Annotated in this window: 24 protein-coding genes; 10 read left to right on the top strand and 14 right to left on the bottom strand. The window is 65.0% G+C overall.

What is annotated here, in order from left to right; genetic code table 11:
• Positions 1-100 precede the first annotated feature (100 nt).
• Both ACE10X_RS32255 and ACE10X_RS32250 read right to left on the bottom strand, forming a co-directional pair.
• Positions 101-949: an alpha/beta fold hydrolase gene (locus ACE10X_RS32255; protein ID WP_038388208.1), complete on the bottom strand. Its 849-nt coding sequence runs from the start codon at positions 947-949 to the stop codon at positions 101-103.
• A 317-nt stretch (positions 950-1,266) separates the two neighbouring features.
• Positions 1,267-2,058 carry a L,D-transpeptidase gene (locus ACE10X_RS32250; protein ID WP_038388209.1) on the bottom strand — a complete coding sequence of 264 codons (792 nt, stop codon included), beginning with the start codon at positions 2,056-2,058 and terminating at the stop codon, positions 1,267-1,269.
• A 298-nt stretch (positions 2,059-2,356) separates the two neighbouring features.
• Between ACE10X_RS32250 and ACE10X_RS32245 the strand changes: the two genes are divergently transcribed.
• Positions 2,357-2,686 carry a hypothetical protein gene (locus ACE10X_RS32245; protein ID WP_018273009.1) on the top strand — a complete coding sequence of 110 codons (330 nt, stop codon included), beginning with the start codon at positions 2,357-2,359 and terminating at the stop codon, positions 2,684-2,686.
• A gap of 109 nt (positions 2,687-2,795) precedes the next feature.
• On the opposite strand, the gene ACE10X_RS32240 is transcribed toward ACE10X_RS32245, so the two are convergent.
• From ACE10X_RS32240 to ACE10X_RS32205, 8 genes are all read right to left on the bottom strand, one after another.
• Positions 2,796-3,557, bottom strand: a complete 762-nt coding sequence (locus ACE10X_RS32240) for an ABC transporter permease (RefSeq protein WP_028342160.1) — start codon at positions 3,555-3,557, stop codon at positions 2,796-2,798.
• A gap of 159 nt (positions 3,558-3,716) precedes the next feature.
• The gene (locus ACE10X_RS32235) at positions 3,717-4,640 is read right to left on the bottom strand and encodes an ABC transporter ATP-binding protein (protein ID WP_038388210.1); all 924 of its coding nucleotides are present in this window, start codon (positions 4,638-4,640) and stop codon (positions 3,717-3,719) included.
• 114 nt (positions 4,641-4,754) lie between these two features.
• The gene (locus ACE10X_RS32230) at positions 4,755-5,045 is read right to left on the bottom strand and encodes a type II toxin-antitoxin system HicB family antitoxin (RefSeq protein ID WP_038388216.1); all 291 of its coding nucleotides are present in this window, start codon (positions 5,043-5,045) and stop codon (positions 4,755-4,757) included.
• 8 nt (positions 5,046-5,053) lie between these two features.
• Positions 5,054-5,248, bottom strand: a complete 195-nt coding sequence (locus tag ACE10X_RS32225; protein WP_038388211.1) for a type II toxin-antitoxin system HicA family toxin — start codon at positions 5,246-5,248, stop codon at positions 5,054-5,056.
• Between the two features lie 71 nt (positions 5,249-5,319).
• Positions 5,320-6,012, bottom strand: coding sequence for an OmpA family protein (locus ACE10X_RS32220; protein ID WP_375763380.1), 693 nt, complete (start codon positions 6,010-6,012; stop codon positions 5,320-5,322).
• The gene (locus ACE10X_RS32215; RefSeq protein WP_038388213.1) at positions 6,009-6,422 is read right to left on the bottom strand and encodes a hypothetical protein; all 414 of its coding nucleotides are present in this window, start codon (positions 6,420-6,422) and stop codon (positions 6,009-6,011) included. Before ACE10X_RS32215 ends, ACE10X_RS32220 begins: the two co-directional genes overlap by 4 nt.
• Before the next feature lie 76 nt (positions 6,423-6,498).
• A complete protein-coding gene (locus ACE10X_RS32210) occupies positions 6,499-9,090 on the bottom strand; it encodes an ATP-dependent helicase (protein ID WP_375763379.1) in 2,592 nt (863 codons plus the stop codon).
• On the bottom strand, positions 9,087-9,317 hold the full coding sequence (locus tag ACE10X_RS32205) for a hypothetical protein (protein WP_375763378.1): 231 nt from the start codon (positions 9,315-9,317) through the stop codon (positions 9,087-9,089). The genes ACE10X_RS32210 and ACE10X_RS32205 overlap by 4 nt, the downstream gene beginning before the upstream one ends.
• Positions 9,318-9,382: 65 nt before the next feature.
• Here ACE10X_RS32205 and ACE10X_RS32200 point away from each other — a divergent pair, with 65 nt between their 5' ends.
• Positions 9,383-9,556 carry a DUF1328 domain-containing protein gene (locus ACE10X_RS32200; RefSeq protein WP_016846258.1) on the top strand — a complete coding sequence of 58 codons (174 nt, stop codon included), beginning with the start codon at positions 9,383-9,385 and terminating at the stop codon, positions 9,554-9,556.
• A 42-nt stretch (positions 9,557-9,598) separates the two neighbouring features.
• On the opposite strand, the gene ACE10X_RS32195 is transcribed toward ACE10X_RS32200, so the two are convergent.
• Positions 9,599-10,087, bottom strand: a complete 489-nt coding sequence (locus ACE10X_RS32195) for a thioesterase family protein (protein WP_038388218.1) — start codon at positions 10,085-10,087, stop codon at positions 9,599-9,601.
• 160 nt (positions 10,088-10,247) lie between these two features.
• Here ACE10X_RS32195 and ACE10X_RS32190 point away from each other — a divergent pair, with 160 nt between their 5' ends.
• The 3 genes from ACE10X_RS32190 (at position 10,248) to ACE10X_RS32180 (ending at position 13,810) form a co-directional block, all read left to right on the top strand.
• Positions 10,248-11,672, top strand: a complete 1,425-nt coding sequence (locus ACE10X_RS32190) for an FAD-binding oxidoreductase (RefSeq protein ID WP_038388219.1) — start codon at positions 10,248-10,250, stop codon at positions 11,670-11,672.
• 126 nt (positions 11,673-11,798) lie between these two features.
• Complete coding sequence (locus ACE10X_RS32185) at positions 11,799-13,178, top strand: Spy/CpxP family protein refolding chaperone (protein ID WP_304557616.1); 1,380 nt, start codon at positions 11,799-11,801, stop codon at positions 13,176-13,178.
• A gap of 239 nt (positions 13,179-13,417) precedes the next feature.
• Positions 13,418-13,810, top strand: a complete 393-nt coding sequence (locus ACE10X_RS32180) for a hypothetical protein (RefSeq protein ID WP_028342150.1) — start codon at positions 13,418-13,420, stop codon at positions 13,808-13,810.
• Positions 13,811-14,138: 328 nt separating this feature from the next.
• Here ACE10X_RS32180 and ACE10X_RS32175 read toward each other — a convergent pair whose 3' ends face one another.
• Both ACE10X_RS32175 and ACE10X_RS32170 read right to left on the bottom strand, forming a co-directional pair.
• Positions 14,139-15,827 carry a SulP family inorganic anion transporter gene (locus ACE10X_RS32175; RefSeq protein ID WP_038388222.1) on the bottom strand — a complete coding sequence of 563 codons (1,689 nt, stop codon included), beginning with the start codon at positions 15,825-15,827 and terminating at the stop codon, positions 14,139-14,141.
• Between the two features lie 84 nt (positions 15,828-15,911).
• Positions 15,912-16,643 carry a cytochrome c biogenesis CcdA family protein gene (locus ACE10X_RS32170; protein ID WP_085970815.1) on the bottom strand — a complete coding sequence of 244 codons (732 nt, stop codon included), beginning with the start codon at positions 16,641-16,643 and terminating at the stop codon, positions 15,912-15,914.
• A 722-nt stretch (positions 16,644-17,365) separates the two neighbouring features.
• Here ACE10X_RS32170 and ACE10X_RS32165 point away from each other — a divergent pair.
• Entirely contained in the window at positions 17,366-18,403 is a 1,038-nt protein-coding gene (locus tag ACE10X_RS32165) for an IS110 family transposase (protein ID WP_038388997.1), read from the top strand.
• 321 nt (positions 18,404-18,724) lie between these two features.
• Here ACE10X_RS32165 and ACE10X_RS32160 read toward each other — a convergent pair whose 3' ends face one another.
• Positions 18,725-19,465: a FadR/GntR family transcriptional regulator gene (locus ACE10X_RS32160; protein ID WP_375763377.1), complete on the bottom strand. Its 741-nt coding sequence runs from the start codon at positions 19,463-19,465 to the stop codon at positions 18,725-18,727.
• A gap of 161 nt (positions 19,466-19,626) precedes the next feature.
• On the opposite strand from ACE10X_RS32160, the gene ACE10X_RS32155 reads away from it, so the two are divergent.
• From ACE10X_RS32155 to ACE10X_RS32140, 4 genes are all read left to right on the top strand, one after another.
• Entirely contained in the window at positions 19,627-20,658 is a 1,032-nt protein-coding gene (locus ACE10X_RS32155) for a TRAP transporter substrate-binding protein (RefSeq protein WP_038383336.1), read from the top strand.
• Positions 20,659-20,667: 9 nt separating this feature from the next.
• The gene (locus ACE10X_RS32150; protein WP_038383337.1) at positions 20,668-22,524 is read left to right on the top strand and encodes a TRAP transporter large permease subunit; all 1,857 of its coding nucleotides are present in this window, start codon (positions 20,668-20,670) and stop codon (positions 22,522-22,524) included.
• Positions 22,525-22,536: 12 nt separating this feature from the next.
• Entirely contained in the window at positions 22,537-23,520 is a 984-nt protein-coding gene (locus ACE10X_RS32145; protein ID WP_038383338.1) for an NAD(P)-dependent oxidoreductase, read from the top strand.
• A gap of 161 nt (positions 23,521-23,681) precedes the next feature.
• Positions 23,682-24,878, top strand: a complete 1,197-nt coding sequence (locus tag ACE10X_RS32140; RefSeq protein WP_244435725.1) for an ABC transporter substrate-binding protein — start codon at positions 23,682-23,684, stop codon at positions 24,876-24,878.
• Positions 24,879-24,887: the final 9 nt, after the last annotated feature.

The raw sequence follows: 24,887 nt of genomic DNA, 5'->3' as shown, positions 1-24,887 counted from the left end.
ACAATCTGGAGCTCCGTTCCGATTCAATCGGAACGGAGCGGGCTCCAAGCGCTGTCCGGCAGCACCGGAGAGCGCGAGTTCGCCTTCAGCCGCGACGCGACTATTTGTTCTCTGGCGGCGCCGCACCTGCGGAAGCGGGCGTCGAGGCGGCGAGCAGCGGCATCGTCGGCGTGCGCTCGCCGGCGTCCTTGTTGAGGAATTGCTCCACGCCGGCCTGGATCGACGACTTCGCACTGTCCGGGCCGCGGTCGCTGAGATCGTTGTGCTGGAATTCGGTTCTGACCACCTTGATGCCGAGTCTCGCGCAGGTCTCGTCGTCGGGCACGACGCCCGGATCGGCCTTGAACACCGGATCCCTGGAGCGGAACGAGAGGATCTTGATCCTGCCGTCGGTGATGAAGGGAACGCGCAGATTGTCCAGCGTAACGACCTTCTTGACCAGGTCGGGATGCTGCTTGGCGAAGAACATCGAGATGTCGCCGCCGTTGGAATGGCCGATCAATGTCAGCTGGCGATAGTTTGCGTTCGGATAGAGCTTCTTGAGCTCGTCGATCGCATACATGATGTTGAAGACGCCGCGATTGTACTGCATGCGTCGCCCGACATATTCCTCGCCGACCTTGGTGACCATCGGCGCGTCGGTGTCGAGATCATGCTGAATGCTGACCACGAGGTAGCCGCGCGACGCGAACAAATTGGTGAGGAACGAGTACTCGGTGTTCTTGACGGTGTTGCCGTGGCTCAGGATCGCGACCGGCAGCTCGATCATCTCGGCCATCGCCTGCATTTGCCGGTCGCGACGCACCGCGACCTCGACCGTGACGTTGCGGTCGTCGCGCAGAACGTCGTGGAACGTCAGCGTCGTGTGACGGATGGCCCATCTGTCCGTCGTGAAATAAGCGGCCATCGCCACGATGCACAGGCAAAGGACAATGATGCCCCGTTTCATGTCGACCTCTGATCTCGCCTACGTGACCCGCGCTTCTCGCCCTGGTTTCATCGGGCATGCCGCGTGAATCGGCCTCCAGCGGCCCGGCGGGCGCTTGTGCCGCCGAATATCGGGCTAGTTTTACAATCAGATGACGACGCGACGACGGGCCCCGGCGCACGATGACGGGAGCGTTTTGCGACGGTCACAAGCGGGTGAGGGGAGCGTGAACTGACGGCGCGCTGCCTGCGGCGCCGTCAGTGGACCAGGAACGTGCGGCAGATTTTTTTGACGCGTTTTCTTCGCGCGAACCGGCGCCCGATTCGTTCGAAAACGCTCTAGTCCTGATAGGTGTTGCCGTAGAAGCCGCGCGGCTGATAGGCGGGGCGCGGCTGGTAGTAGCCCTGCGGCGCCGGCGCGTAGCCCTGATTGCCGTAGTACTGCTGCTGGCCATAGGCCTGCGCATCGTTGACGCGGCGGCTTGACGGCGGTGCCGGATAGCGGCGATCGGTCGAGCTGCCGTCGGCCGGATAGATGTAGCCGTCATCGGTGCGGGCCTGCGCCGGATAGTCGCGCGGCTGCGGCGTCAGCACGACCGGGTCGCCGGCGGCGGCGGTGCCGTACTGCTCGTCATATTGCTGCGGCGCGCGGCGGGCGACCGCGGTGCCGTTGCGCCCACGCGGATTGCGCGCAAGCGCGACCTGGGACGAGCCGGTCAGCGTCACGGTGGTGTTGAGCACGCCTTCCTTCTGGACCAGCGCGTAGAGCGTGGTTGCGTTGTCGCGCGACAGCCGCACGCAGCCATGCGAGGCCGGCGAGCCGAGGCGGTTCACCGAGTCGGTGCCGTGAATCGCGTGCCCGATCTTGGTGAAGAAGATCGAGTGCGGCATCGGCGCGTCGTCGAATTCCTTGGAGTAGTGATCCTCTTCCATGCGGAAGGCGCGGAAGCTGCCGTTCGGCGTTTCGCGCGACGGGATGCCGGTCGAGACCGGCCAGTGATAGCGCGCGACGCCGTCGACCGCGACGGTCATCTGCTGGTTGTCCTTGTCGATGGTGATATCGACCTTGGCGTGTGCGGCGCCGGCGGTGAAGAGCATCACGGAAGTGAACGCAATGAGGAACGAACGCATTTTACCTTTGGCCTCCAGGCCTGCTCGCGAAGCAGCGGCTCTCCGTCCCCGGCAATCAATATGCACGGAATCCGAACTTGGTTCCAGTGGCGGGCCAAGGCCGTGATCAATCGCCATGGTTAATCCCGCGCGCGGCGCAAACAAGGCCGAAGCCGGGCCTGCCTGTCACGGCGGGCTGACTTTTTCGCGAGCAGGCCGCGACGGCGGCCCAATCGGTCTCCGACACGCAACCATTTGGCCGCATGGGCGTTTCACAAATCCCCGGCGGCGCGTTCGCGCCGCGCATCAAGGAATCCAGATGAACAACACCAAGGTGAAGACCGCGGCCGTCGTCCCAGCCGGCCTCTCCGCGCGGCTCCTGCTTGCGGCCGCAGCCCTTGCTTTGACGCTGGTCGCAGTCCCCCATGCCGGCCATGCCCAGGGCATCGTCCGCGGCGCCCATGAGGGCGCTTATGAGGGCAACCGGGTCGCAGGCCCGGTGGGCGGCGTGGTTGGCGGCGCCGTCGGCGCCGGCGTCGGTGGCGCCATGGGCGCGGTCAAGGGCGTGTTCGGCATCCCGGATCGCGGCTACCGCCGTGGCCACCGCTGCCGCGGCTATTACCGCCACGGCCATTTCCATTGCTATTGATCGTTGAAGAACCTGTAGCCCGGATGAAGCGAAGCGAAATCCGGGTTCTGCAGGCTTGGCGATAGGGTTCCGGATTGCGCTTCGCTCGATCCGGGCTACTGAAGCTTTTTCAGTTCTTCAGCCGGTAGCCGGTCCTGAAGATCCACGCCACGATGGCCATGCAGGCCACGAGGAATCCCACGGTCATGCCGAGGCTCAGCGGCACGCTGACATCGGCGATCTCGTAGAAGCTCCAGCGGAAGCCGGAGATCAGATAGACCACGGGATTGAGCAGCGTGATGGTGCGCCAGCCCGACGGCAGCATGTTCACCGAATAGAAGCTGCCGCCGAGGAAGGTCAGCGGTGTCACCACCAGCATCGGGATCATCTGCAGCTTCTCGAAGCCGTCGGCCCAGATGCCGATGATGAAGCCGAACAGGCTGAAGGTGACCGCCGTCAGCACCAGGAACGTCAGCATCCACACCGGATGCTGGATATGCAAGGGTACGAAAAGCCCGGCCGTCGCCAGGATGATCAGGCCGAGGATGATCGACTTGGTGGCGGCGGCGCCGACATAGCCGATGACGATCTCGAAATAGGAGATCGGCGCCGACAGGATCTCGTAGATCGTGCCGACGAATTTCGGGAAGTAGATGCCGAACGAGGCGTTGGAGATGCTTTGCGTCAGCACCGACAGCATCACGAGTCCCGGCACGATGAAGGTGCCGTAGCTGACGCCCTCGACCTCGGTGATGCGCGAGCCGATCGCGGCGCCGAACACCACGAAATACAGCGAGGTCGACACCACGGGCGAGACGATGCTCTGCAGCAGCGTGCGCCAGGTGCGCGCCATTTCGAACAGATAGATGGCCCGGATTGCGCGGTAGTTCATGGCGCCCTCACTAGCGCTCTGATTTCGAAGTTCGCATGCATTTGCGGAGCCCCCGATGCGAACTTCGAAATCGAAGGAGCGCTAGAAAACTTATGATTCTGGTGCGGCATTAGAGTTTGAAGTTCCTATGAAGAGGGTGCGGCGAAACTGATAGGAACTTCAAACTTGCCGCACCAGGCTGACGAAGATGTCTTCGAGGGAGCTTTGTTTCGTATCGAGGTCCGAGATGCGGATGCCGGCATTGCGGAGATCGTTGAGCAGGCTGGTGATGCCGGTGCGGTCGCCCTTGGTATCGTAATCGTAGGTCACGGTGCGGCCATCGTCGGACAATTCGAGATTGTAGGCAGACAGAATATCGGGAATGGCCTCGAGCTTGTTCTGCAATTGCAGCGTCAGCTCCTTCTTGCCGAGCTTCTGCATCAAGGTCGCCTTGTCCTCGATCAGGATGATCTCGCCCTTGTTGATGACGCCGATGCGGTCGGCCATCTCCTCGGCTTCCTCGATGTAGTGCGTGGTCAGGATGATGGTGACGCCGGAAGCCTGCAGCGTGCGGACCACCTCCCACATGCCCTTGCGCAATTCGACGTCGACGCCGGCGGTCGGCTCGTCGAGGAACAGGATCTGCGGCTCGTGCGACAGCGCCTTGGCGATCATCACGCGGCGCTTCATGCCGCCGGACAGCGTGATGATCTTGTCGTCCTTCTTGTCCCACAGCGACAGGTCGCGCAGCACCTTCTCGATATGGGCGGGGTTCTTCGGCTTGCCGAACAGGCCGCGGCTGAAGCTGACGGTCGCCCACACCGACTCGAACGCGTCGGTGTGCAGTTCCTGCGGAACCAGCCCGATCATCGACCGCGCCGCGCGATAGTCGGCGATGATGTCGTGCCCGCCGATCGTGATGCGGCCCTCGCTCGGATTGGCGATGCCGCAAATGATGCTGATCAGCGTGGTCTTGCCGGCGCCGTTCGGCCCGAGCAGCGCGAAGATCTCGCCCTTGACGATATCGAGATTGATGCCCTTCAGCGCCTTGAAGCCGGAGCCATAGGTCTTCGAAAGATTGGATACGGAGATGATCGGCGACATGAAGAGTCGGAAGCGTGAGGGAGTGGGCGCGCGGATTGGGGCCCGGGCGGGGGGCGGGTCAAGCGCAGATAGGGACGCATGATCCGTTCTGCAATCACCCGCCGGGGCAGAAATTTATTCCGCGGCGTGCGCTCTGACGGGCAGTTCGACCAATGCGACCATGTAGGTTTTCAGGTCGTCGGCGACTTCGGGGTCTGCCTTCAACTCGGTCAATGTCCGGGGGCGGGGCAGTTCCTGTCCATCGTCCCTTAGGCCCTCGGCATAGAGCTTCAGCGCCTCAGGGGCATTGCGCAAAGCCTCGTCGATATCATCGCCCCCGGACGTGCAGCCGGGCAGGTCCGGAAACCAGACGCCTACAGCGTAGTCCGGTCCGGCGTCCTCAATGATGGCAACGTAGTGAGCCAAGGTCTGCCTCAATCGGGTTTCCAACCCGCTCCCTTATAAATGGCACGCACCAAGCCTTTTCCCAAGTCCTTCTTGGGGTGCGGAACGACCAGCGTTTCGCCCGACCGGGGATTCTTGAAGACGTGGTGAGAACCGGCAACCCGGACAAGGCTCCATCCCTCTCCCTCCAGGCGCCGAATGATATCGCGGCTGTTGGTCAACATGGCAATTCCGAGAACCAAGCAATCCGGACATGATGGTCCGAATCATACCGCGTTAAGTGAGCGGGATCAGGCTAGTGCTTCTTCGCCGATTTTGCCGGCTTCTTGGCGGCGGCCGCCGGGGCAGGGTGCGCGGGCGGCGCGCTGTCGGCGAGCTTCGCGACCAGCATGATCTGCACCTGGTTGTTGACCGGCGCGTTGGGCTTGGCGGAATCGAGCAACTGCTCTTCGCCGAGCCCGACCGATTGCAGGCGCTTCGGTGTGATCTTGAAGGTGTTGACCAGGATGTCGCGGATCGCGTCGGCGCGCCGCTGGCTCAGCAGCACGTTGTTCTCGCGCCGTCCGGTCGATTCGATGTGGCCGACGATCAGGAAGGTGTAGGGCAGCAGCGAGGAGTGCGTCAACGCATCGGCGATCCGCCCGACCGTCTGATACGACTCCGGCAGCACGATCGGCGTGTCGACGTCGAACGCGATGTCGACGTTGAACGTCGGCAGCTTGGTCAAATCGGGGGCGATCGGCGGCCGCTTCGAGGGCGGCGGCTCGTTCTTCGATCGCGACTTCGATCGTTCGGCCACCTGCTGGCGCAACGCGGGGACATCGATCTCGGCGTCTGTCTCGTAATGATTGAGCTTGGCGATGACGTCGTCGCGCGTGATGGCGGTCTGCGCACGCCCCAGCGCAATCGGCATCGCCAGCAAAGCCAGCGTGCCCAGCAGGGCCAAAAGGCCAGGATCGCGCAAGCCTCGCCTCGACAGCCGCATCATTGATACCCCGCGTCATTGATCGCCTGGGTGCAATTGCGGCTGAGGCCCTTGGCGCTGACGAGGCAGGGCACCGACTTGCTGGTCTCCTTGGTCGAGCCGCCGCAGACCTTGACGATCTCGCGGGCGCAGGCATTCGCAACGGTGACCCGCGCCACGATCCGCTTCTGGATCGCATCGAGGGTGGAGAAGTAGCTCTCCTTGCACTGCGGCGATATCACGTCGCGGTTGCGCGACAGGCATTCCTTGAGGCGGTTGGAGTCGAGATTGACGCCGCGGCAGTTGGCGGTGATGTCGGCGCCGCAGGCCTTGGCCAGTTGCGCCGCAGAATCGCCAAAGCTCATCGTCTCCGCGACCGCCAGCGACGGCGCGGTGAACGCGATGACAAAAAGGAAAAACCTCCCCCGGACCATGGGGCCATCTCAACCCATGAAATCAACTGGGGTCAAGGGCTACCAACAGAGAAGACCGCCAAAGAAGGTCGCTATGTCACACCCGCTCCACAAAGCTGTCGACCACCTTCTTCTCGCCGGCCTTTTCGAAGGCGATGGTCAGCTTGTTGCCGTCGATCTTCACCACATGGCCGTAGCCGAATTTCTGGTGAAACACCCGGTCATCCAGCGAAAAATCCGACGTCGTGCCGGTGGACTTCGCCACCAGCTCGCCCTCGATCACCACAGGGCCGCGCTTGGCGCGATTGAAGTTTTCGGAGGAAAAGGACGATTGCCGCTCCTCGAAGCCGCCGCCGCCGCGGCCCCCGCCGCCGCGGTTGCGGTTGGCCTGGGCGCGCTGCCAGCCCGGGGTCGAATAGCTCGAGCCGAATGATTCGAGGTTGTCGAAGCGCGAGGCGCCATAGCCGCCGCTGCCGCCCCAGCCCGATCCGCCCTTGGATTCGGTGATCTCGACATTGTGCGCCGGCAGCTCGTCGAGGAAGCGCGAGGGGATCGTGGTCGACCAGGTGCCATGGATGCGGCGGTTGGTGGCGAAGTAGATCTTGGCGCGGCGGCGCGCCCGGGTCAGCCCGACATGGGCGAGGCGGCGCTCCTCCTCGAGCCCGGCGCGGCCCTGTTCGTCCAGCGTGCGCTGGCTCGGAAACAGGCCTTCCTCCCAGCCCGGCAGGAACACGTTGTCGAATTCCAGCCCCTTCGCCGAATGCAGCGTCATCAGCGACACCGCCTCGTCGCCGGCCTCGCCGTCGCGGTCCATCACCAGCGAGATATGTTCGAGAAACCCTTGCAGGTTCTCGAATTCCTCCATCGACCGCACCAGCTCCTTGAGGTTCTCCAGCCGGCCGGCGGCATCAGCCGAGCGGTCCTTCTGCCACATCTCGGTATAGCCGCTCTCGTCGAGCACGATCTCGGCGAGCTCGGTATGCGAGGTGACCTCGCGCTGGGCGCGCCAGCGGTCGAACTGCATGACGAGATCGCGCAAGGAGCCGCGCGCCTTCGGCTTCAGCTCGTCGGTCTCGACCACGGCGCGCGCCGCCTCGAACAGCGGAATGCGGCGCTTGCGGGCATGGTCGTGCAGCAGCTGCACGGTGGCGTCGCCGAGCCCCCGTTTGGGCACGTTGACGATGCGCTCGAAGGCGAGATCGTCGGCCGACGAATTGATGGTGCGCAAATAGGCCAGCGCATCGCGGATTTCGGCGCGCTCGTAGAATCTGGGGCCGCCGATCACGCGGTAGGGCAGGCCGAGCGTGACGAAGCGGTCTTCGAACTCGCGCATCTGGAACGAGGCGCGCACCAGAATGGCGACGTCGTTGAGGTTTTCACCCGCGCGCTGCAGCTCCTCGAGCTCCTCGCCGATCGCACGCGCTTCCTCCTCCGAATCCCAGGAGCCGGTGACGGTGACCTTCTCGCCGTCGACGTCCTCGGTGCGCAGCGTCTTGCCGAGCCGGCCTTCATTATGCGCGATCAGATGCGAGGCCGCGGCCAGGATGTGGCCGGTGGAGCGGTAATTGCGCTCGAGGCGGATGACCTTGGCGCCGGGGAAATCGTGCTCGAAGCGCAGGATGTTGTCGACCTCGGCGCCGCGCCAGCCATAGATCGACTGGTCATCGTCGCCGACGCAGCAGATGTTCTTGAGAGCGGTCTGCTCCCTCTCCCCGTCCTTCACGGGGAGAGGGTCGGGGTGAGGGGCTCTATCCTCGAGCTCAGCCCGCGGAGAGTCCCCCTCACCCGGCGCGCCTTGCGCGCCGACCTCTCCCCGCAAGCGGGGCGAGGTAAGCTCGCCCGGGATCACCGCCGAGAGCGGTTGGCCCGGCCGCGACGGTGCCTGCGACAGCAGGCGCAGCCAAAGATACTGCGCGACGTTGGTGTCCTGATATTCGTCGACCAGGATGAACTTGAAGCGGCTCTGATACTGCCGCAGCACGTCCGGATTTTCGCGGAACAGCCGGATGTTCTCGAGCAGAAGGTCGCCGAAATCGGCCGCGTTGAGGATCTTCAACCGCTCCTGATAGGTCGCGTAGATCTTGCCGCCCTTGCCGTTGCCGAACGAGGCGGCTTCGCCCGCCGGCACCTGCGATGGCGACAGGCCGCGGTTCTTCCAGCCGTCGATCAGGCCGGCCAGCATCCGCGCCGGCCAGCGCTTGTCGTCGATGTTCTCGGCCTGCAGCAATTGCTTCAGCAGCCGCACCTGGTCGTCGACGTCGAGCACCGTGAAGTTGGATTTCAGCTGCACCAGCTCGGCATGGATGCGCAGGATGCGGCCGCCGATCGAGTGGAAGGTGCCGAGCCATGGCATGCCCTCGACCGCTTGGCCGAGCATCTGGCCGAGCCGCAGCTTCATCTCGCGAGCCGCCTTGTTGGTGAAGGTCACCGACAGGAGTTCGTGCGGCCGCGCGCGGCCCTGGCTCAGGATATGCGCGATGCGCGTCGTCAGCACGCGCGTCTTGCCGGTGCCGGCGCCCGCAAGCACCAGCACGGGGCCGTCGAGCGTCTCGACCGCCTCGCGCTGCTCCGGATTAAGGCCGTTCAGATATTGCGGACCGGCCGCCGCCCGCGCACGCGCGGCGATGCCGCCAGCCGCCGGCTGGTGCTCTGGAACGCCGTGATGGGGCAATTTGCTCGGCTCGGTCATTGGCGAATCGTCTCGGCCCCACGATGGCACCGCAGGATGGTGAAGGGGAGCCTTCTTAACAGGGATTGAAGGCCATATAGGGCCTGATCGGCCGTTTTGACAGGTTTTATCGCGATCGACAGGAACGCTTTCGCCGGCAGCCCACCATCAATGCCGGTTCCGGAAATCAACGAAAATTTCGCGGTTTCACGCTCAGGAACCCGCGTTTCCCGGCCGGATTGTTTCAACAGGTGCGCGCCGGACGAAGGTCCGCGCCCGAGAAACAGCAAGGAAACGAAGCGGAGTTTTGATCATGCTGAGCTGGGTCGTCACGTTCCTGGTCATCGCCCTGATCGCGGGCATTTTGGGCTTTGGCGGCATCGCCGGCGCCTCCGTCGAAATCGCCAAGGCGATCTTCTTCATCGCCGTCATCCTGTTTCTGGTGTCGGCGGTGGTCGGATTGGTGCGCGGCCGCACAAGGGTCTAGCGAGGCCGCGAACCGGCGGCCGCTTCGCTTGAAAACGGCAAGTTATTGCGCCGAGGGCATCGCCACGTTGCGGCCGATGCCCTCGGGACGTGGTACACCCGCATAGCTGTCGACGATCGCGCGAGCGCGGGCGCGGATATCGGGCGGAAACGGCGCCACCTTGCGCGCCTCCATGTCGATGTGCAGCGTGAGGTTTTCCGAGGTCGCGGAGAGCCAGCCCTCGGTGGCATGGCGCAGCTCCTCGAATGTGTGCAGGCGCTTCTCGTCGGCGCCGAGCAGGTGGACGTGGACTTGCACGGGATCGCCGAGATGAATTTCCCTGAGATAGCGGACGTGGCACTCGGCGGTGAAGGTCGAGCAGTGCCGCGCCTTCATGTAGGCTGGCCCGATGCCGAGCTGCAGCCACATCTCGTCGATGGCGCGGTCGAACATCACATTGTAGTAGGCCATGTTGAGATGGCCGTTGTAGTCGATCCATTGCGGCTCGATCTGCATCACCGAGGATCTGAACGGGGCCGGCGGAAGCGGCATCTCGCTCGTGGCAGTCACTGAAGTCATGATCCATCCCCGGTTTGCTGGCGTTCGAGCATGAGCTTTTCTGTGACTCCGGCGTCCACTTTTTCAAGTCAGGCTCTCTTGACCCCTTATACAAGCTTTGCCACGGTCGGCTAAAGGTGGGAGGAAATTTGACGTGGCGACAACGATTTCGAGCACTGTGACGCGACCTGAGCCGCAGGCCCTGAAGCGCGCGATCGACGCGCTGGCGGCGCGGTTCGGCAACCGGATCGTCACGTCGCAGGCGGTGCGCGAACAGCACGCCCATACCACCACATGGCTGCCGACCCAGCCGCCGGATGCGGTCGTGATGGCGCAGGAAACCGTCGACATCCAGGACGTGGTGCGAATCTGCGCCGCCAATCGCGTGCCGGTCATCGCCTTCGGCACCGGAACCTCGCTCGAGGGGCAGGTCAACGCGCCCGCGGGCGGCATCTGCATCGATCTGCGCGACATGAACAAAGTGCTCGAGGTGCATGCTGAGGACCTCGACTGCGTGATCCAGCCCGGCGTGACGCGGAAGGCGCTCAACGAGCATCTGCGCGACCAGGGCCTGTTCTTTCCGATCGATCCCGGCGCCGATGCCTCGCTCGGCGGCATGACCTCGACCCGCGCTTCCGGCACCAACGCGGTGCGCTACGGCACCATGCGCGAGAACGTGCTGGCGTTGAAGGTGGTGCGCGGCGACGGCGAGATCATCACGACCGGCACGCGCGCCAAGAAGTCGTCGGCCGGTTACGACCTGACCCATCTGTTCGTCGGCTCCGAAGGCACGCTCGGCATCATCTCCGAACTGACCATCCGCCTGCGCGGCATTCCCGACACGATCGCGGCGGCGGCCTGTTCGTTCGAGACGGTGCGCGGCGCCTGCCAGGCCACGATCCTCGCGATCCAGATCGGCATTCCGGTCGCCCGGATCGAGCTGCTCAATGCCGCGCAGGTGAAAGCCTGCAACAGCTATTCGAAGCTGTCGCTGCCGGAGACGCCGCTGCTGCTGCTGGAATTCCACGGCAGCGAGGTCGAGGTCGCCGAACAGTCGAAGAATTTCCGCGACATCGCCGCCGAATGCGGCGGCGGCGACTTCACCTGGACCACCAAGCCGGAAGACCGCACCAAGCTGTGGCAGGCCCGGCACGACGCTTACTGGTCCGTCAAGGCGCTCCGCCCCGGCGACAGCATCGGCGTGGTCGCCACCGACGTCTGCGTGCCGATCTCGCGGCTCGCCGACTGCGTCACCGAGACCGAGGAGGATCTCAAGCGGCTCAATCTGCTGTCGCCGATCGTCGGTCATGTCGGCGACGGCAATTTCCACTGCTCGCTGCTCTGCGACGTCGACAACAAGGACGAGATGGCGCGCGGCGAGGAGTTCATGCACCGCCTGGTCGAGCGCGCCCAGGCCATGGATGGCACCTGCACCGGCGAGCATGGCATCGGGCAGGGCAAGCAGAAATACTTGCAGGCCGAGCTTGGCCCCGAGGCGCTCGACGCGATGCGGGCGCTCAAGCATGCGCTCGACCCGCAAAACATCTTCAATCCCGGAAAGATCGTCCCGGCCGCCTGAGGCGTCGTCACGCCGCGCAGGGTCCGCCAACGTCCGCGCGGCGTGCGTCGTGTGTGGAACTTTTCCGCCCGCCCGGCGTCTCTCTTGTGTTGCCGCGATGTGTGCGGTGCGCGTAGGGAGAACGCCGTGATCGGACGGGCAATCGGAATTGCGGTCGTGGTCCTTGCGATGGCGCTGTCGGGCGATGCGATCGCCCGAGGCGGCGGCGGGCACGGCGGCGGCCATGGCGGAGGACATGGTGGCGGCCATGGGCATGGTGGTGGCCACGGGCACGGCGGTGGCCATGGACGTGGCGGGCATGGCTTCGGCCACATGCATTTTGGCGGCGGCCATCATGGCGGGTTCGGCCGCTCGCACGCGATCTCGCGATCAGGCTTCGCCGGCCATGGCGCCTTCGCGTCGCGCGGGGGCGGCAATTTCGGCCGGATGCGAAATGCCGCGATCGCACCAGGCCATATGCGCAATACGTTCAACTCGCTGTCGCGCACCGGCGCATTGCGCAACGGCCGGCTGTTGAGCAACCCGGCGGCGCGCGCGCAGATCGCCGCGGCCGCGGCGCTCGCCGGCTGGCACGGCGGGGCGGTGGCCACCGGCTGGTGGCAGCATCCCGGCGGCGGCTACGGCTGGGTCGGCCCGCTGTTCTGGCCGTTCGCATACAACGACATCTACGACTACGCGATCTGGGGCGACGACATCGGATTCTGGGGCTACGGCTATCCGGACATCTATGCCGGCATCTTCGGGCCTTATGGTTATGACGATCTCAGGGGCTATCTGCCGGAGCGCCGGACGGGCCGCCGTTACCGCGGCGGCGGGCGCATCGAGCAGATGTGCGGCAATGACAGCCGTTCGGTCGCCGGCCTGCCGGTGGATCAGATCGCGGATACGGTGCAGCCGACCGAAGCGCAATCGGCAGCGCTCGGCGAACTCGGCAACGCGTCGCTCGCGGCTGCCCAGGTCATTCGGGCGGCATGTCCTGCGCAGGTGGTGTTGACGGCGCCGAACCGCCTCGCCGCCATGCAGCAGCGGATCGAAGCGATGGTCACCGCGGTCGGAATCGTGAAGCCTCCGCTGGACAAATTCTACGGCCTGCTCGATGACGAGCAGAAAGCGCGGCTCAACGCGCTCGCCGAGAACCAGCGCAAGGAAGCCGCGGCCCGCGATCCGAACGCGACGGTCGCCCAGAGCTGCGGGGCCGCACAGCCTGCGATGCAGGAATGGCCGACGGGTGAGATCGAGGCGCGGCTGCAGCTGAGCGACACCCAGCGCGGTGCGCTTCAGGTGCTGCAGGATGCCAGCGCCGACGCCGCGCGGAAGCTGAAGGCCGCGTGCCAGACCAACGAGGCGATGACCCCGCCCGCGCGTCTTGCCTTCGTTGCCAAGCGGCTCGACGTCATGCTGCAGGCGGTCAAGGATGTCCGCGCCGCGCTTCAGAATTTCTATGCCACGCTCAGCGATGAGCAAAAGGCGCAGTTCGAGGCGATCGGGCCGAAACGATCTGCGTAGAGTGTTGTCGGTTCGCGTGAAAACGCGGCAAGCGAGAGTCACGCAGCCTCGGCTCTGACGCAATCAGAACCGAAATGGGCTTTATTCCATGAATTCGACATCGATTCGCGCGGGGATCGGCGGCCGGTGTGGCCGCCGGGCCATAGTGTGCACCTCTTGCTCGGCACGAAGTGGACTCCGCGGTTCACAGGTTGCGCCAAGGCCAGCTATGCTTGCCGTGCTTTTTTCAAGGTGCGGCGATGTGGTGGTTCAACAAGGCCGGGCGCAAGGATATCTGGGACGATCCCGTCGAGCGTCCGCTCGGCGACATCGAGGCTGCGCAGCGGATCCGTGCGATCTGCCGCGATGCCGCCGGCTGTGCCGAGGCGGTCGGCTCGCCCGACAAGCGTTCACCGAACAAACAGCAGATCGAGCGTGATCGCTACGAGCGTGCCGCCAAGGTCGCGATGGAGACCGCGATGAAGATCTCCGACGAGCTGGTGCGGGATTCCGCGGTGCGCGAGATCGTCGGCCTCTGCATGAAGGCCAATAACATCAAGACGGGGCGGGCGCTGTTTCGTGCCATCCACGCCGGCTCGATCAAGGCGGAAGTTTTGAGGGAGCATCCGACGCTCGAGGGCGAGCAGGCCTGAGGTTGTCGGGGCGAGGCGAGTGCCCGTAGGTCGGATGGAGCGCAAGCGAAATCCGGGACGGTTCAACAACGCGCGAGAAAATCCCGGATTGCGCTTCGCTTCATCCGGGCTACGCAGCTGAGTCGCCCTAAATTTTGTAGCTCCGTCATTGCGAAGAGCGATAGCGACGAAGCGATCCGTGCTTCCGCATATGCCACACGATGGATTGCTTCGCTTTGCTCGCAATGACGGAGGATAGTGCGTAGCCCGCATGAGCGAGGCGATATGCGGGAACGGTTTCCCGGGTATCGCTTCGCTCACCCGGGCTACGGACGGATCTGAACAACCTCTACGCCTGCCCGCCGAGCGTGCGGACCGCTTCGTCGACGCTGCGGAAGACGTGGTCTCGCGGCAACACCTCGTAGAGACCGAAGCGCTCGAAGGCGTCCTGCGCGCGCTCGGATTCGAGCCGCGCCACCGCCACCGTCACGCCGTCGTCGCGGCATTCGCGGAACAGATCGCGCAGCGCCTGCGCCGCCGTGAAATCGATCTCGATCATGCCGCTGGCTTCGATCACCAGCAGCCGCGGCTTGGGTGTCGTCGCGCTGATGGTCTTGAGCACGCCGCTGTGGAAGCTTTCCGCGTTGAGGAACGACAGCGGCGCCTGCAGGCCGACGACGGCAATGCCGGGCGTGCGCTCGCCTGTGACGTGCGGGCCCGTCGGCCACCAGATCGTGGTGTCGGGCACATGGACGAATTCGGCAAGCTGGCCGCGCGTGGTGGTCCAGATGCCGTGCAGCAGCGACAAAGCGATGCCGACGGCGACGCCTTGCTCGATCGGCAGCACGATGATCGCGGCTGCGGTCGCCACCACCAGCAGGAATTCATAGAACGACTGACGGAAGATCGCGACGATCTGCTTCACGCGGATGATGCGCAGTGCCACGAACAGCAGAACCCCGCCGAGTGCCGCATCGGGCACATGCTGCAACAGCGTCGCGCCGAACGCGAGCAGCGCGAGCACGATGGCCGCGGCAAACAGCCCCGAGAGCTGCGTACGTCCGCCGGTCTCCGACACGATGCCGGTCCGCGGCGGGCTGGCGTTGACGGGAAAGGCGCCGAACAGCCCGGACAGCAGGCTGCCGGCACCGGCACCGAGGAAGTCGCGATCGACGTCGGCCGGCTTGTCCGGATCGGACAGGAACGAGCGCGTCGTCGCGGCGGTCTGCACCATGACGACAACCGCGATCAGGATCGCGAGCGACAACAGCTTGATCCAGCGCTCCGGCGCGATGTCCGGAAACGATGGCGTCGGCAACGTCCCGGGCACGGTGCCGACCACCTTGACGCCCTTGCTTTCGAGATGGCCGGCGATCACGGCGACGGTGGCCACGACAAGGCCGATCAGCGCGCTCGGAATGCGCGCGCTGATCTTCTCCGATCCGGCGACCAGCGCCAGCACGCCGAGGCCGATCGCCAGCGTGTAGAAATTGGTTTGACCGATCTTCTCGGTGAGCACCCCGAGCTTGTAGAGCGTCGGCCCGTCCGGCGTGGTCAGGCCGAGCACGCCGGGCAATTGCGAGACCAGGATGTGGACGGAGATACCGGCAAGGAAGCCCACCGTCACCGGCGTCGACAGCAAATTGGCGATCCAGCCGAGCTTGAACAGGCTGCCGGCGATCATGATCGCGCCGACCATCAGCGCCAGCGCCATCGCGAGCGCCTGATAGTCCGGTGAGCCGGCGGTCGCCATCAGCGCGAGGCCGCCGGCGAATATCGGCGTGATCGTGGAGTCGGCGCCGCAGGACAGGAAGCGGTTGGCGCCGAACATCGCAAAGCCGATCGAGCCAGCCATGAAGGCGAAGAAGCCGATCTGCGGCGAGAAGCCGCCGAGCCGCGCGGTCGCCATCTGCTCGGGGATCGCGATCGCGGCGAGTGTCAGCCCGGCGATCAGATCACCCGGCAGGTCGCTTGGCCGGAACGACTGCAGCGAACTGAAGATCGGCCAGCTGGCGCGCGTCTGACGATCCTGGCCCATCGGGCTCCCATGAGGATTGCGGCGATTCCGCAATGGTCCGACATGGCGCGGCCAAAAGCCAGCGGCCTGCGCCGGCGCGAAGGCCTAGCCGATATTTTGCAGCGCCGGGAAGGTTTCCAGCAGCCAGACGCTGACGCTGGACACTGCTCCGGTCAGGAAGCCGATGCCGGTGACCACCATCAGCGCGCCCATCACCCGCTCGACGGCGTCGAGATGGCGCTTCATCCGCGCGAACAGCGAGGAGAACTGCTTGACCATGAAGGCCGCAAGCAGGAACGGGATGCCGAGCCCGGCGGAATAGACCGCGAGCAGGCCGGCGCCTTTTGTCACCGTAGCCTCCGCGGCTGCGATCGAGAGGATCGCCGCCAGGATCGGCCCGATGCATGGCGTCCAGCCGAAGGCGAAGGCCAGGCCCATGACATAGGCGCCCCACAGCCCGACCGGCTTGGGCGCGGTCAGCCGTCCCTCGCGCATCAGCAGGCCGATCCGGGTCACGCCGAGGAAGTGCAGGCCCATGATGATGATGACGATGCCGGCCAGGATCGAGAGCTCGGCCGACCAGGCGCGCACCAGCCCGCCGACAAAGGACGCGCTGGCGCCGAGCGCGACGAACACGGTGGAGAAGCCCAGCACGAACATCAGCGCCGCCGTCATCACCGCGCGCTTGGAGGCCGCGGTGGCGCCGTCCTGGTTGACCTGCTCGATGGTCGCGCCGGTCAAATAGATCAGATAGGGCGGCACCAGCGGCAGCACGCAGGGCGACAGGAAGCTGACCAGACCGGCGATCAGGGCCGCCGGGATCGAGACGTCGTGCATCAATGAAACCTTCGCAGAATAGCGCTCCTGTCTTGGCGTCTACGCGGCCAACAATCCAGAAGTTTCGTCGTCGCAGCCTTCAACTATGGTCACAGGGTCGTGTGCGGGACCCGACCGCAAGGACGGGTGCGTCGTTGCGGCTGATTTGTTCCGTCATTCCCCGGAACGCAATTTGCGCATCTGAGGGCGCGCGGAGCGCGAGCCCCGCTCGAGCAATTCTGTCGCGAGAATGCGAATCTGCGTCCCACCCCCACACGGTCATCGGCCGGCTCGACCGGGCGATCCAGTACGCCGCGGCCCCTTGGCTCAAGCACAGGCGTCTCTGGAATACTGGATCAATGCGCGGCTGATAACACCGAACAAGCTGTTTGACAGCTTGAAACGAGAACCATCCTCACCGTCGTCCCGGCGAAAGCCGGGACCCATAACCACCGCGGCAAATGGTTGCGCGATGCTGGAACGACGAGTCCCACCGACAACATCGGCCCCGGCGTATGGGTCCCTGCTTTCGCAGGGTCGACGATTGGGATGTAGGTCGCGCCCCATATTCGATGTCGTCCTGACGAAAGCCAAGACCCATTATCCCAAATGTCAGGTCTTGCGCGACGCTGGGGCCACGATCCCGGTCACAACCACTTGCGGTGGTTGATGGTGTGGACGGCCCCCTACGGCATCAGTGTGCCAGAATGAGGTTGTCTAGATCTCATACATGGGAGCCGTCCGTGAACCAGATTATCCGCATTGGGATTGATACGTCGAAGTATATTTTTGTGCTGCATGGGGTTGATGCGGCGGAGCAGGTGGTGCTGCGCAAGAAGCTGTCGCGCAAACAGGTGCTGGAGTTCTTCGCCAAATTGCCGCCGACCGTGATCGGGATGGAGGCCTGCGGGGCTTCGCAACATTGGGCGCGGGAGCTTTCCAAGCTCGGTCACGAAGTGAAGCTGATGGCACCGCAATTGGTTAAACCCTACGTGATGCGGAACAAGAATGACGGGCGGGATGCAGAGGGTCTGTGTGAAGCGATGAGCCGGCGGAGCATGCGCTTCGTGCCGGTGAAGACGGCCGAGCAGCAGGCTGCGCTGATGCTGATGGGTGTCCGCGACGGATTGATCGTCCGGCGCACCCAGCTGACCAATACGATCCGCGGCCATGCGGCGGAGTATGGCCTGATCGCACCCAAAGGACTGGACGCGATCGAGCCACTGCTGGCGCGGATTGCGCAGGACGAGACGCTTCCCACCCTGGCGCGCGAGCTGTTTGTGGTGCTGGGCCGGGAGCGCGCCAGGCTCGAGGGTGAGTTGAAGGCGGTTGAGGCCAAGCTGATGGCTTGGCACCGCGGCGATGCCACGGGCCGGCGCCTGGCTGAGATCCCCTCGGTCGGTCCGATCGTTGCAACCGCGCTGGTGATGAAGACACCTGATCCGCACGCGTTCCGTTCTGGTCGTCATTTTGCGGCCTGGCTGGGATTGACACCCAAGGACCACTCTACCGCCGGCAGGACCAGGCTTGGCAAGATCACGCGGGCGGGCGATGAGGACCTGCGCCGTCTGCTGGTCATCGGGGCCACAGCGGTGATCCAGCAGGCCAGGCGGGGACGCGGTCATCACTCGCGCTGGCTGCTGGCCCTGATCCAGCGCAAGCCGCCGAAGCTTGCGGCCGTGGCGCTTGCCAACAAAGTAGCCCGTATCGCCTGGAAGTTGATGGCGACGGGCGAGAGTTACGAGGCGGCACGGATCAAGCCCATGACAGCCGCCGCCTAATCGATTGGCCGGCCGGCGGGCTCGCTCGTCAGCCGACCCGGAGCTGCAAGAGCAGATGGAGCGATCGATCGAGCAACGATGCGAGACAGTCCGCAGGACCCATCGGCAAAAGGCCGCGTGGTTGTTTGGAACTCGCATCGCGCAAACCATCTTGGCCAGCGATCCATTCGATCGCACCCAACAGGCCGGACATATGGATGCAAGCGATCCGATCTCACCAAACAGCTCTTGTGCCACGGGGGCCGTCCACATATGGGTCCTGGCTTTCGCCAGGAAGACCATGTGGAAGCAGTGAGCTCATCACGACCGCAGTCACCAACATCATCGGCGCTTGGCTGGACGTGGCGTGTCGAACTCCCGGCCACGGATTCGCACCAGGTCGTCGGCGGAGTTCGTCAGCAGCACGACCGTGGCCGCCCGCGCCGCCTCCGCATCTCCGGCGGCGATCGCGTGCAGCACTGCGCGGTGCTCGCGCAGCGCCCGCGGACGGTGCGAGCCCGGCGCTGCGATCGTAAAACTCTGGCGTAAGGTGATCTCGAACATCTGGGCGATCGGCCAGAAGAATTCGTTGCGGGTGGCGAAATAGATCGCCTGGTGGAACGCGATGTCGGCGGCGACGAAGTCCTCGTTGGTCTTTGCCGCGTCCATGCCGTCGCATCCGGCGCGGATGCGGGCGATGTCGACCTCCTCGGCATGGGTCGCCGCGAGCGCTGCCGCGGCCGGCTCGACCGCGGCGCGCAGCTGGAACAGCTTGGCGAGATAACGGTCGATCTCCGCGCTCTCGAGGTGCCAGCGCAGCACGTCGGGATCGAGCTGATTCCACTGCTCGGGCGGCCGAACCCGCGTGCCGCTCTTGGGCCGCGACTCGATCAGGCCCTTGCCGGTCAAGGTGCGGATCGCCTCGCGCACCACGGTGCGGCTGACGTCCATCATCTCGCAGATCCGAATTTCCGGCGGCAGCGTCTCGCCGACGCCGATCTCGCCGCGCACGATGCTGCTGCCGACGCGGTCGGTGACCTGACTGTGCACACTCCGACGCAACGCGTTGGATGTCTGGAACATCGAGGGCCTCGCTGCGGTTGCAGCCTGCGCCGCCGCCGAGCCGCGCTCTTGCACAACCGTATCCGATTTGTCATACATTATGACAAATCGGCTGCCAAGCTCACGCCGTCAAGCGGGCGGCCAACACAACAAAAGATCCGTTCCCGGGGAGGAGCACCATCATGACGTCGAACCGCGTGAGCCGCCGCATTGTGCTGCAGTCGTCGGTCGCCGCGACCGCGTGGATTGCCGCCGCGCCCGCCATCATGGGCCGCGCAGAGGCCGCGACCATGAAGATGCGATGCTCGTCGTCGCTTCCGAACGATCCCAAATACGCCAATGGCCGCGTCTACTACGACAATCTGGTCAAGAGCCTGAAGGCGAACGGGCTTGGCGAGCAGATCGAGGTCACCTTCTTCCCCGACAATCAGCTCGGCCAGGAGATCGACGTCATCAACTCGGTGAAGCTCGGGGTGATCGACCTGATGGTGTCGGGCTCGTCGATCTCGGCGAATCTCGTGCCGCTGGTCGGCACCTTCGACCTCGGTTACCTTTTCACCAGCTTCCAGCAGCAGACCAAGGCATTCGACGCCGGCGCGGCGAAGCCGATCGAGGCTGCGCTGCTCAAGGGCGCCGGCATTCACATCATCGGCTGGGCCTATAATTTCGGCGCGCGCAGCGTGCTGGCGAAGAAGCCGGTGAAGACGCCGGAGGATCTCGCCGGCCTGAAAATCCGCACCTTGCCCAATCCGATCATCACCGAGTGCCTGCGGCTGATGGGGGCCGCCGCAACGCCGCTCGCGTTCGGCGAGATCTACACGGCGCTGCAGGCCGGCGTGCTCGACGGCCTCGAGCACGATCCGCCGACCATCCTGGCGAGCAAGTTCTACGAGACGGCGAAGCACTATGCGCTGACCCAGCACATCTTCTCGCCGCTGGCGGTCTATTTCAGCGACACCAGCTTCAACCGCATGGCGCCCAAGCTGCGCGAAGGCTTTCTCGACGCGGCGAACAAGGCCGCGATCGACACCCGCGCGCACGGCCTTGCGGTGGAGAAGGAGGCGCTGGCGGCGCTGGTGGAGAAGGGCGTCACGGTCGTCGAATGCGACAAGGAGGCGTTCCGCAAGCGCGTGCTGCCGCAGACCGACAATTTCATCAAGGCGCGGCCCGAGGCCAAGGCCGTCGTCGACCTGATCCGAGCCACGCAGGCCTGAGGTCGGCGCATGTCAGTCGCCGCAGTCGAGGCGAGAAGCAGCGCCGAGCGGATCACGGCGCCGTTGCTCGCCGTCAGTGACGCGATCGCCGCGCTCCTGCTTGCCGCCGATCTCGTGGTGGTCTGCGTCTCGGTGCTGGCCCGCTTCCTGTTCAATGCGCCGGTCGAATGGTCCGACGACGTCGCCCGCGGCCTGATGGTCGGGTCGAGCTTCTTCGGCGCCGCGAGCGCGCTCGCGCGCAGCGAGAATCTCGGCGTCGCCTTCTTCATCAACATGCTGCCGCACGCCCTGCGGCGGGTGGTCGACGCGATCGGTGCGCTGCTCGTCACCATCATCGCCGGCTATGTTGCGTTCAACGCCGTCAAGATGGGCTGGCTGACCACCGGCCAGACCTCCGGCTCCGGCCTGCCGCTGGAATGGACGTTCTATCCGATGGGGATCGGCGCGGCGTTCATGACGATCTTCGCGTTCGAGACGTTCTGTGGCCGGCCGCTGCGCGACATGGCGGTAGCCATCGTCGCAACCGCCGTCATCGTCGGCCTTTATCTGGCCTGGGATGCATTCGCGCCATCGTCCGTGCCGTCATCGCAAACGTTGATGCTGATCGGCTTCTTCCTCACTTTGTTCGGCGGACTGCCGATCGGCTTTGCGCTGGCGCTGGCGGCGCTGATCTTCATCTGGGTCGAGGGCACGCTGCCCGGCGTGATCTTCGCCCAGCAGATGGCGCGCGGCATCGACAATTTCGTGCTGCTCGCGATCCCGTTCTTCATCCTGGTCGGCTACCTGATGGAAGCCAACGGCATGTCGGTCCGGCTGATCGAGCTGCTGCAGCGCGTGGTCGGACGGATGCGCGGCGGGCTCAACGTCGTCATGGTGATGTCGATGGTGCTGTTCTCCGGCATCTCGGGCTCCAAGATGGCCGACGTTGCCGCGGTCGGCTCCGTGCTGATTCCGGCGGCGCGCCGCTCGCGGCAGAACCCGGGCGGGGCGGTGGCGCTGCTCGCCGCCTCCGCTGTGATGGCGGAAACGATTCCGCCCTGCATCAACCTGATCATCCTCGGCTTCGTCGCCAATCTGTCGATCGGCGGACTGTTCGTCGCCGGCATGCTGCCCGCCGCGCTGATGGCGCTGGCGCTGGTTGCGGTGTCGATCATCTTCGGCAAGCGTCCCGCCGCGAACGTGGAAGCCGAGCCGCGCGCCGCGGTATCGGGGCTCTGGACCGGTGCGATCGCCTCGTTCGGGCTGATCTTCATGATCTTCTTCGGCTTCAAGAGCGGCTTTGCCACCGCGACCGAAATCTCCGCCTTCGCCGCGGTCTACGCCATCGCCGTCGGCTGCCTGCTGTTCCGCGAGCTCGGCGCGAAGAGCCTCGCGCACTGCTTCGTGCAGTCGGCTGTTCGTTCGGGGCTGGTGCTGTTTATCGTCGCCGCGGCGCAGTCGCTGGCCTTCATCCTGACGCTGCAGCAGGTGCCGCATGCCGTCGGCGACCTCATGCTGGCGATCTCGGGCAGCCACGGGGTCTGGCTGTTCATGCTGCTGTCGATCCTGGTGCTGGTGGTGATGGGCTCGGTGCTCGAAGGCGCCGCGGCGCTGATCATTTTCGGCCCGCTGCTGCTGCCGGTTGCCGTCAAGCTCGGCATCGATCCGCTGCATTTCGGCGTCGTGCTTGTGATCGCGATGGGGCTCGGGCTCTTTGCTCCGCCACTTGGCCTTGGGCTCTACGGCGCCTGCCTGATCGGCAACGTGCCGATCGAGCAGACCATCAAGCCGATCGCGGGCTATCTCGGCCTGCTGTTGCTGTGCCTGCTGGTGATCGCCTTCGTGCCGGCGATCAGCACGGCCTTGCCGCATGCGCTCGGCTACTAGGGGAGTGAGATCGTGAAGGTGCTGCTCGCCCATACCCCGCAGATGCGCCGCGATTATTACGGCGAGCGCAGCCTGAACGGCCTGCGCGCGGTCGCCGACGTCAAGTTGCACGAGGGGGAGGAGGCGCTCGACGCGGCTGCACTGGTCAAGGCCGCGACCGATGTCGACATCATCGTCGCCGATCGCATGACGCAGGGGCGAGGCGAGATCTTCCCGCAGCTGCCGAAGCTGCGCGCCTTCGTGCGCTGCGCGGTCGATATCCGCAATATCGACGTGGCCGCGGCCTCCGCCGCCGGCGTGCTGGTGACGCAGGCGAGCGCGGGTTTCGTCCAGTCGGTCGCCGAGCTCGCGCTCGGCTTCATGGTCGATTTGTCGCGCGGCGTCTCACGGGCAACCGCGGACTATCATGCGGGCAGGGCGCCCGAGGTCATCATGGGCCGCCAGCTTGCGGGAAGCACGATCGGCATCATCGGCTACGGCAGCATCGGGCGCTATCTTGCCGGGATCGCAAAGGTGCTCGGCATGAATGTGCTGGTCGCCGATCCCTTCGTGACGATCGATGATGCGGCGATCCGGCATCTGCCACTCGACGATCTGCTGGCACGTGCCGACTACGTTGTCTGTCTCGCGATCGCCAACGCGCAGACCGAGAACCTGATCGGGCAGGCCGCACTGGCGCGGATGCCGAAGCACGCATTCTTCATCAACCTTTCGCGCGGAAACCTCGTCGACGAGGCGGCGCTGTCGGCCGCGCTGCGCGACGGCCGCATCGCGGGTGCCGCGATGGATGTCGGCCGCGCACCGGACCAGATGCCGACGCCCGAGCTTGCGAAGCTGCACAATGTGATTGCAACGCCGCATGTCGGCGGCCTGACGCCGCAGGCGATCGAGCATCAGTCATCGGAGACGGTACGCCAGGTTGCAAAGATCGTTGCCGGCGAGATACCCGTCGGCGCGGTCAATGCCGAGCATTGGACGCGGCGGCCTCGGCCATGAAAGTTTGGCGAAGCCCAATGCCGTCCGCGGGGCTGGACAAGAGCTTCGCATCCGGCCCAGACTTGGCCCGCATAACCGCGGCCTCTGAGCGCGCGGACAATCAATGAACGGACGTCCCGCAACAAACGACGGGCGCCGAGAGGGAAACAGGGAGGCATCACATGGCTATGTCACGCCGTGACGTTTTGTTGGGCAGCGCCGGCGCACTGGGCGCCGCATCATTTTCCTTCCCAGCGCCTGCCATCGCACAGTCTGAACCGATCAAGATCGGCTGTCTCGCGGCGATCACCGGCCCGAGCTCGGCGCCGACTGTCGGCTTCAATCGCGGCGTCAATTTCGCAGTCGACGCAATCAACGGTGCCGGCGGGGTGAAGGGCCGCAAGATCGAACTCGTGATGCGCGACACCCAGGGCGATCCGACCAAGGCGGTGAACGCCACGCAGGAGCTGATCAGCCAGGCCAAGGTGCATGCGATCTGGGGCCCGCTGAACTCGGGCGAGGCGCTGGCGACAACGCCGATCATGGCGCGCGCCAAGATGCCGGACCTGCATCCCTGCGTCGTCGAGACCCTGATCGACCCGGTCAAGTTCCCCAACGCGTTCCGCATCGCACCGTCGAACAACCAATGGGACGATGCCGTGCGCAATTACTGCCTCAAGATCCTCAAGGTGAAGAAGGTCGCGGTGATCGGCGACACCACCGGCTATGGCGTCACTGCGGTCGGCGCCTCCGTCGCGGCGTTCAAGAAGGACGGCGCCGAGGTGGCCTATCAGGCCAATATCGACGCCACGCAGCCCGACATGACGCCGGACATGCTGCGCGCCAAGAATGCCGGCGCGGAAGCGATCGTGGTATGGAGCGTCTCGACCGGAATGGAGGCGCGCATGTTCAACACCCGCGCCGCGATGAACTGGGACGTGCCCTTCGTCGGGCATCCCTCGATGGCGTCGGGCGAGCTTGCGAGCCTGGTCGCCAAGCCGGAGAATTGGAAGAAGGTCTACGCGATCGGCTACAAGAGCTGCAGCTATGACGGCGCCGGCAAGCTGCCGCCGAAGAGCGCGGACCTGGTCGCACGCCTGACCAAGGCCAATATCGCGCTGAACGACACGCTGTTGTGGTGGGTCGCCGGCGGCATCGATTGCATCGAACTGATCGCCAAGGCGGTCGCCGAAAGCGGCTCGACCGACAGCGCCGGCATCATCAAGTACTGGAACACGCTGTCGACCTATCCCGGCTATTTCGGCAATTACCGGTTCTCGCCGACCGAGCATAACGGCTATTTGACCGAAGAGATCGTGATGTCGGAAGCCTCTACCGCCAAGGACGGCACCTTCGCGCTGGCGCCGGGGTATACATAGAAGGGCGAG

This window comes from Bradyrhizobium sp. Pha-3 (assembly GCF_042258325.1).
Classification (GTDB): Bacteria; Pseudomonadota; Alphaproteobacteria; order Rhizobiales; family Xanthobacteraceae; genus Bradyrhizobium; species Bradyrhizobium elkanii.
This window is presented reverse-complemented; position numbering and strand designations above follow the sequence as displayed.

What these genes read in the sequence shown, in the direction of transcription:
- ACE10X_RS32255 (WP_038388208.1), bottom strand. Translation starts at nt 949, where the DNA reads ATGAAACGGGGCATCATTGTCCTTTGCCTGTGCATCGTGGCGATGGCC.
- ACE10X_RS32250 (WP_038388209.1), bottom strand. Translation starts at nt 2,058, where the DNA reads ATGCGTTCGTTCCTCATTGCGTTCACTTCCGTGATGCTCTTCACCGCC.
- ACE10X_RS32245 (WP_018273009.1), top strand. Translation starts at nt 2,357, where the DNA reads ATGAACAACACCAAGGTGAAGACCGCGGCCGTCGTCCCAGCCGGCCTC.
- ACE10X_RS32240 (WP_028342160.1), bottom strand. Translation starts at nt 3,557, where the DNA reads ATGAACTACCGCGCAATCCGGGCCATCTATCTGTTCGAAATGGCGCGC.
- ACE10X_RS32235 (WP_038388210.1), bottom strand. Translation starts at nt 4,640, where the DNA reads ATGTCGCCGATCATCTCCGTATCCAATCTTTCGAAGACCTATGGCTCC.
- ACE10X_RS32225 (WP_038388211.1), bottom strand. Translation starts at nt 5,248, where the DNA reads ATGTTGACCAACAGCCGCGATATCATTCGGCGCCTGGAGGGAGAGGGA.
- ACE10X_RS32220 (WP_375763380.1), bottom strand. Translation starts at nt 6,012, where the DNA reads ATGATGCGGCTGTCGAGGCGAGGCTTGCGCGATCCTGGCCTTTTGGCC.
- ACE10X_RS32215 (WP_038388213.1), bottom strand. Translation starts at nt 6,422, where the DNA reads ATGGTCCGGGGGAGGTTTTTCCTTTTTGTCATCGCGTTCACCGCGCCG.
- ACE10X_RS32210 (WP_375763379.1), bottom strand. Translation starts at nt 9,090, where the DNA reads ATGACCGAGCCGAGCAAATTGCCCCATCACGGCGTTCCAGAGCACCAG.
- ACE10X_RS32200 (WP_016846258.1), top strand. Translation starts at nt 9,383, where the DNA reads ATGCTGAGCTGGGTCGTCACGTTCCTGGTCATCGCCCTGATCGCGGGC.
- ACE10X_RS32195 (WP_038388218.1), bottom strand. Translation starts at nt 10,087, where the DNA reads ATGCCGCTTCCGCCGGCCCCGTTCAGATCCTCGGTGATGCAGATCGAG.
- ACE10X_RS32180 (WP_028342150.1), top strand. Translation starts at nt 13,418, where the DNA reads ATGTGGTGGTTCAACAAGGCCGGGCGCAAGGATATCTGGGACGATCCC.
- ACE10X_RS32175 (WP_038388222.1), bottom strand. Translation starts at nt 15,827, where the DNA reads ATGGGCCAGGATCGTCAGACGCGCGCCAGCTGGCCGATCTTCAGTTCG.
- ACE10X_RS32170 (WP_085970815.1), bottom strand. Translation starts at nt 16,643, where the DNA reads ATGCACGACGTCTCGATCCCGGCGGCCCTGATCGCCGGTCTGGTCAGC.
- ACE10X_RS32160 (WP_375763377.1), bottom strand. Translation starts at nt 19,465, where the DNA reads ATGTTCCAGACATCCAACGCGTTGCGTCGGAGTGTGCACAGTCAGGTC.
- ACE10X_RS32155 (WP_038383336.1), top strand. Translation starts at nt 19,627, where the DNA reads ATGACGTCGAACCGCGTGAGCCGCCGCATTGTGCTGCAGTCGTCGGTC.
- ACE10X_RS32150 (WP_038383337.1), top strand. Translation starts at nt 20,668, where the DNA reads ATGTCAGTCGCCGCAGTCGAGGCGAGAAGCAGCGCCGAGCGGATCACG.
- ACE10X_RS32140 (WP_244435725.1), top strand. Translation starts at nt 23,682, where the DNA reads ATGGCTATGTCACGCCGTGACGTTTTGTTGGGCAGCGCCGGCGCACTG.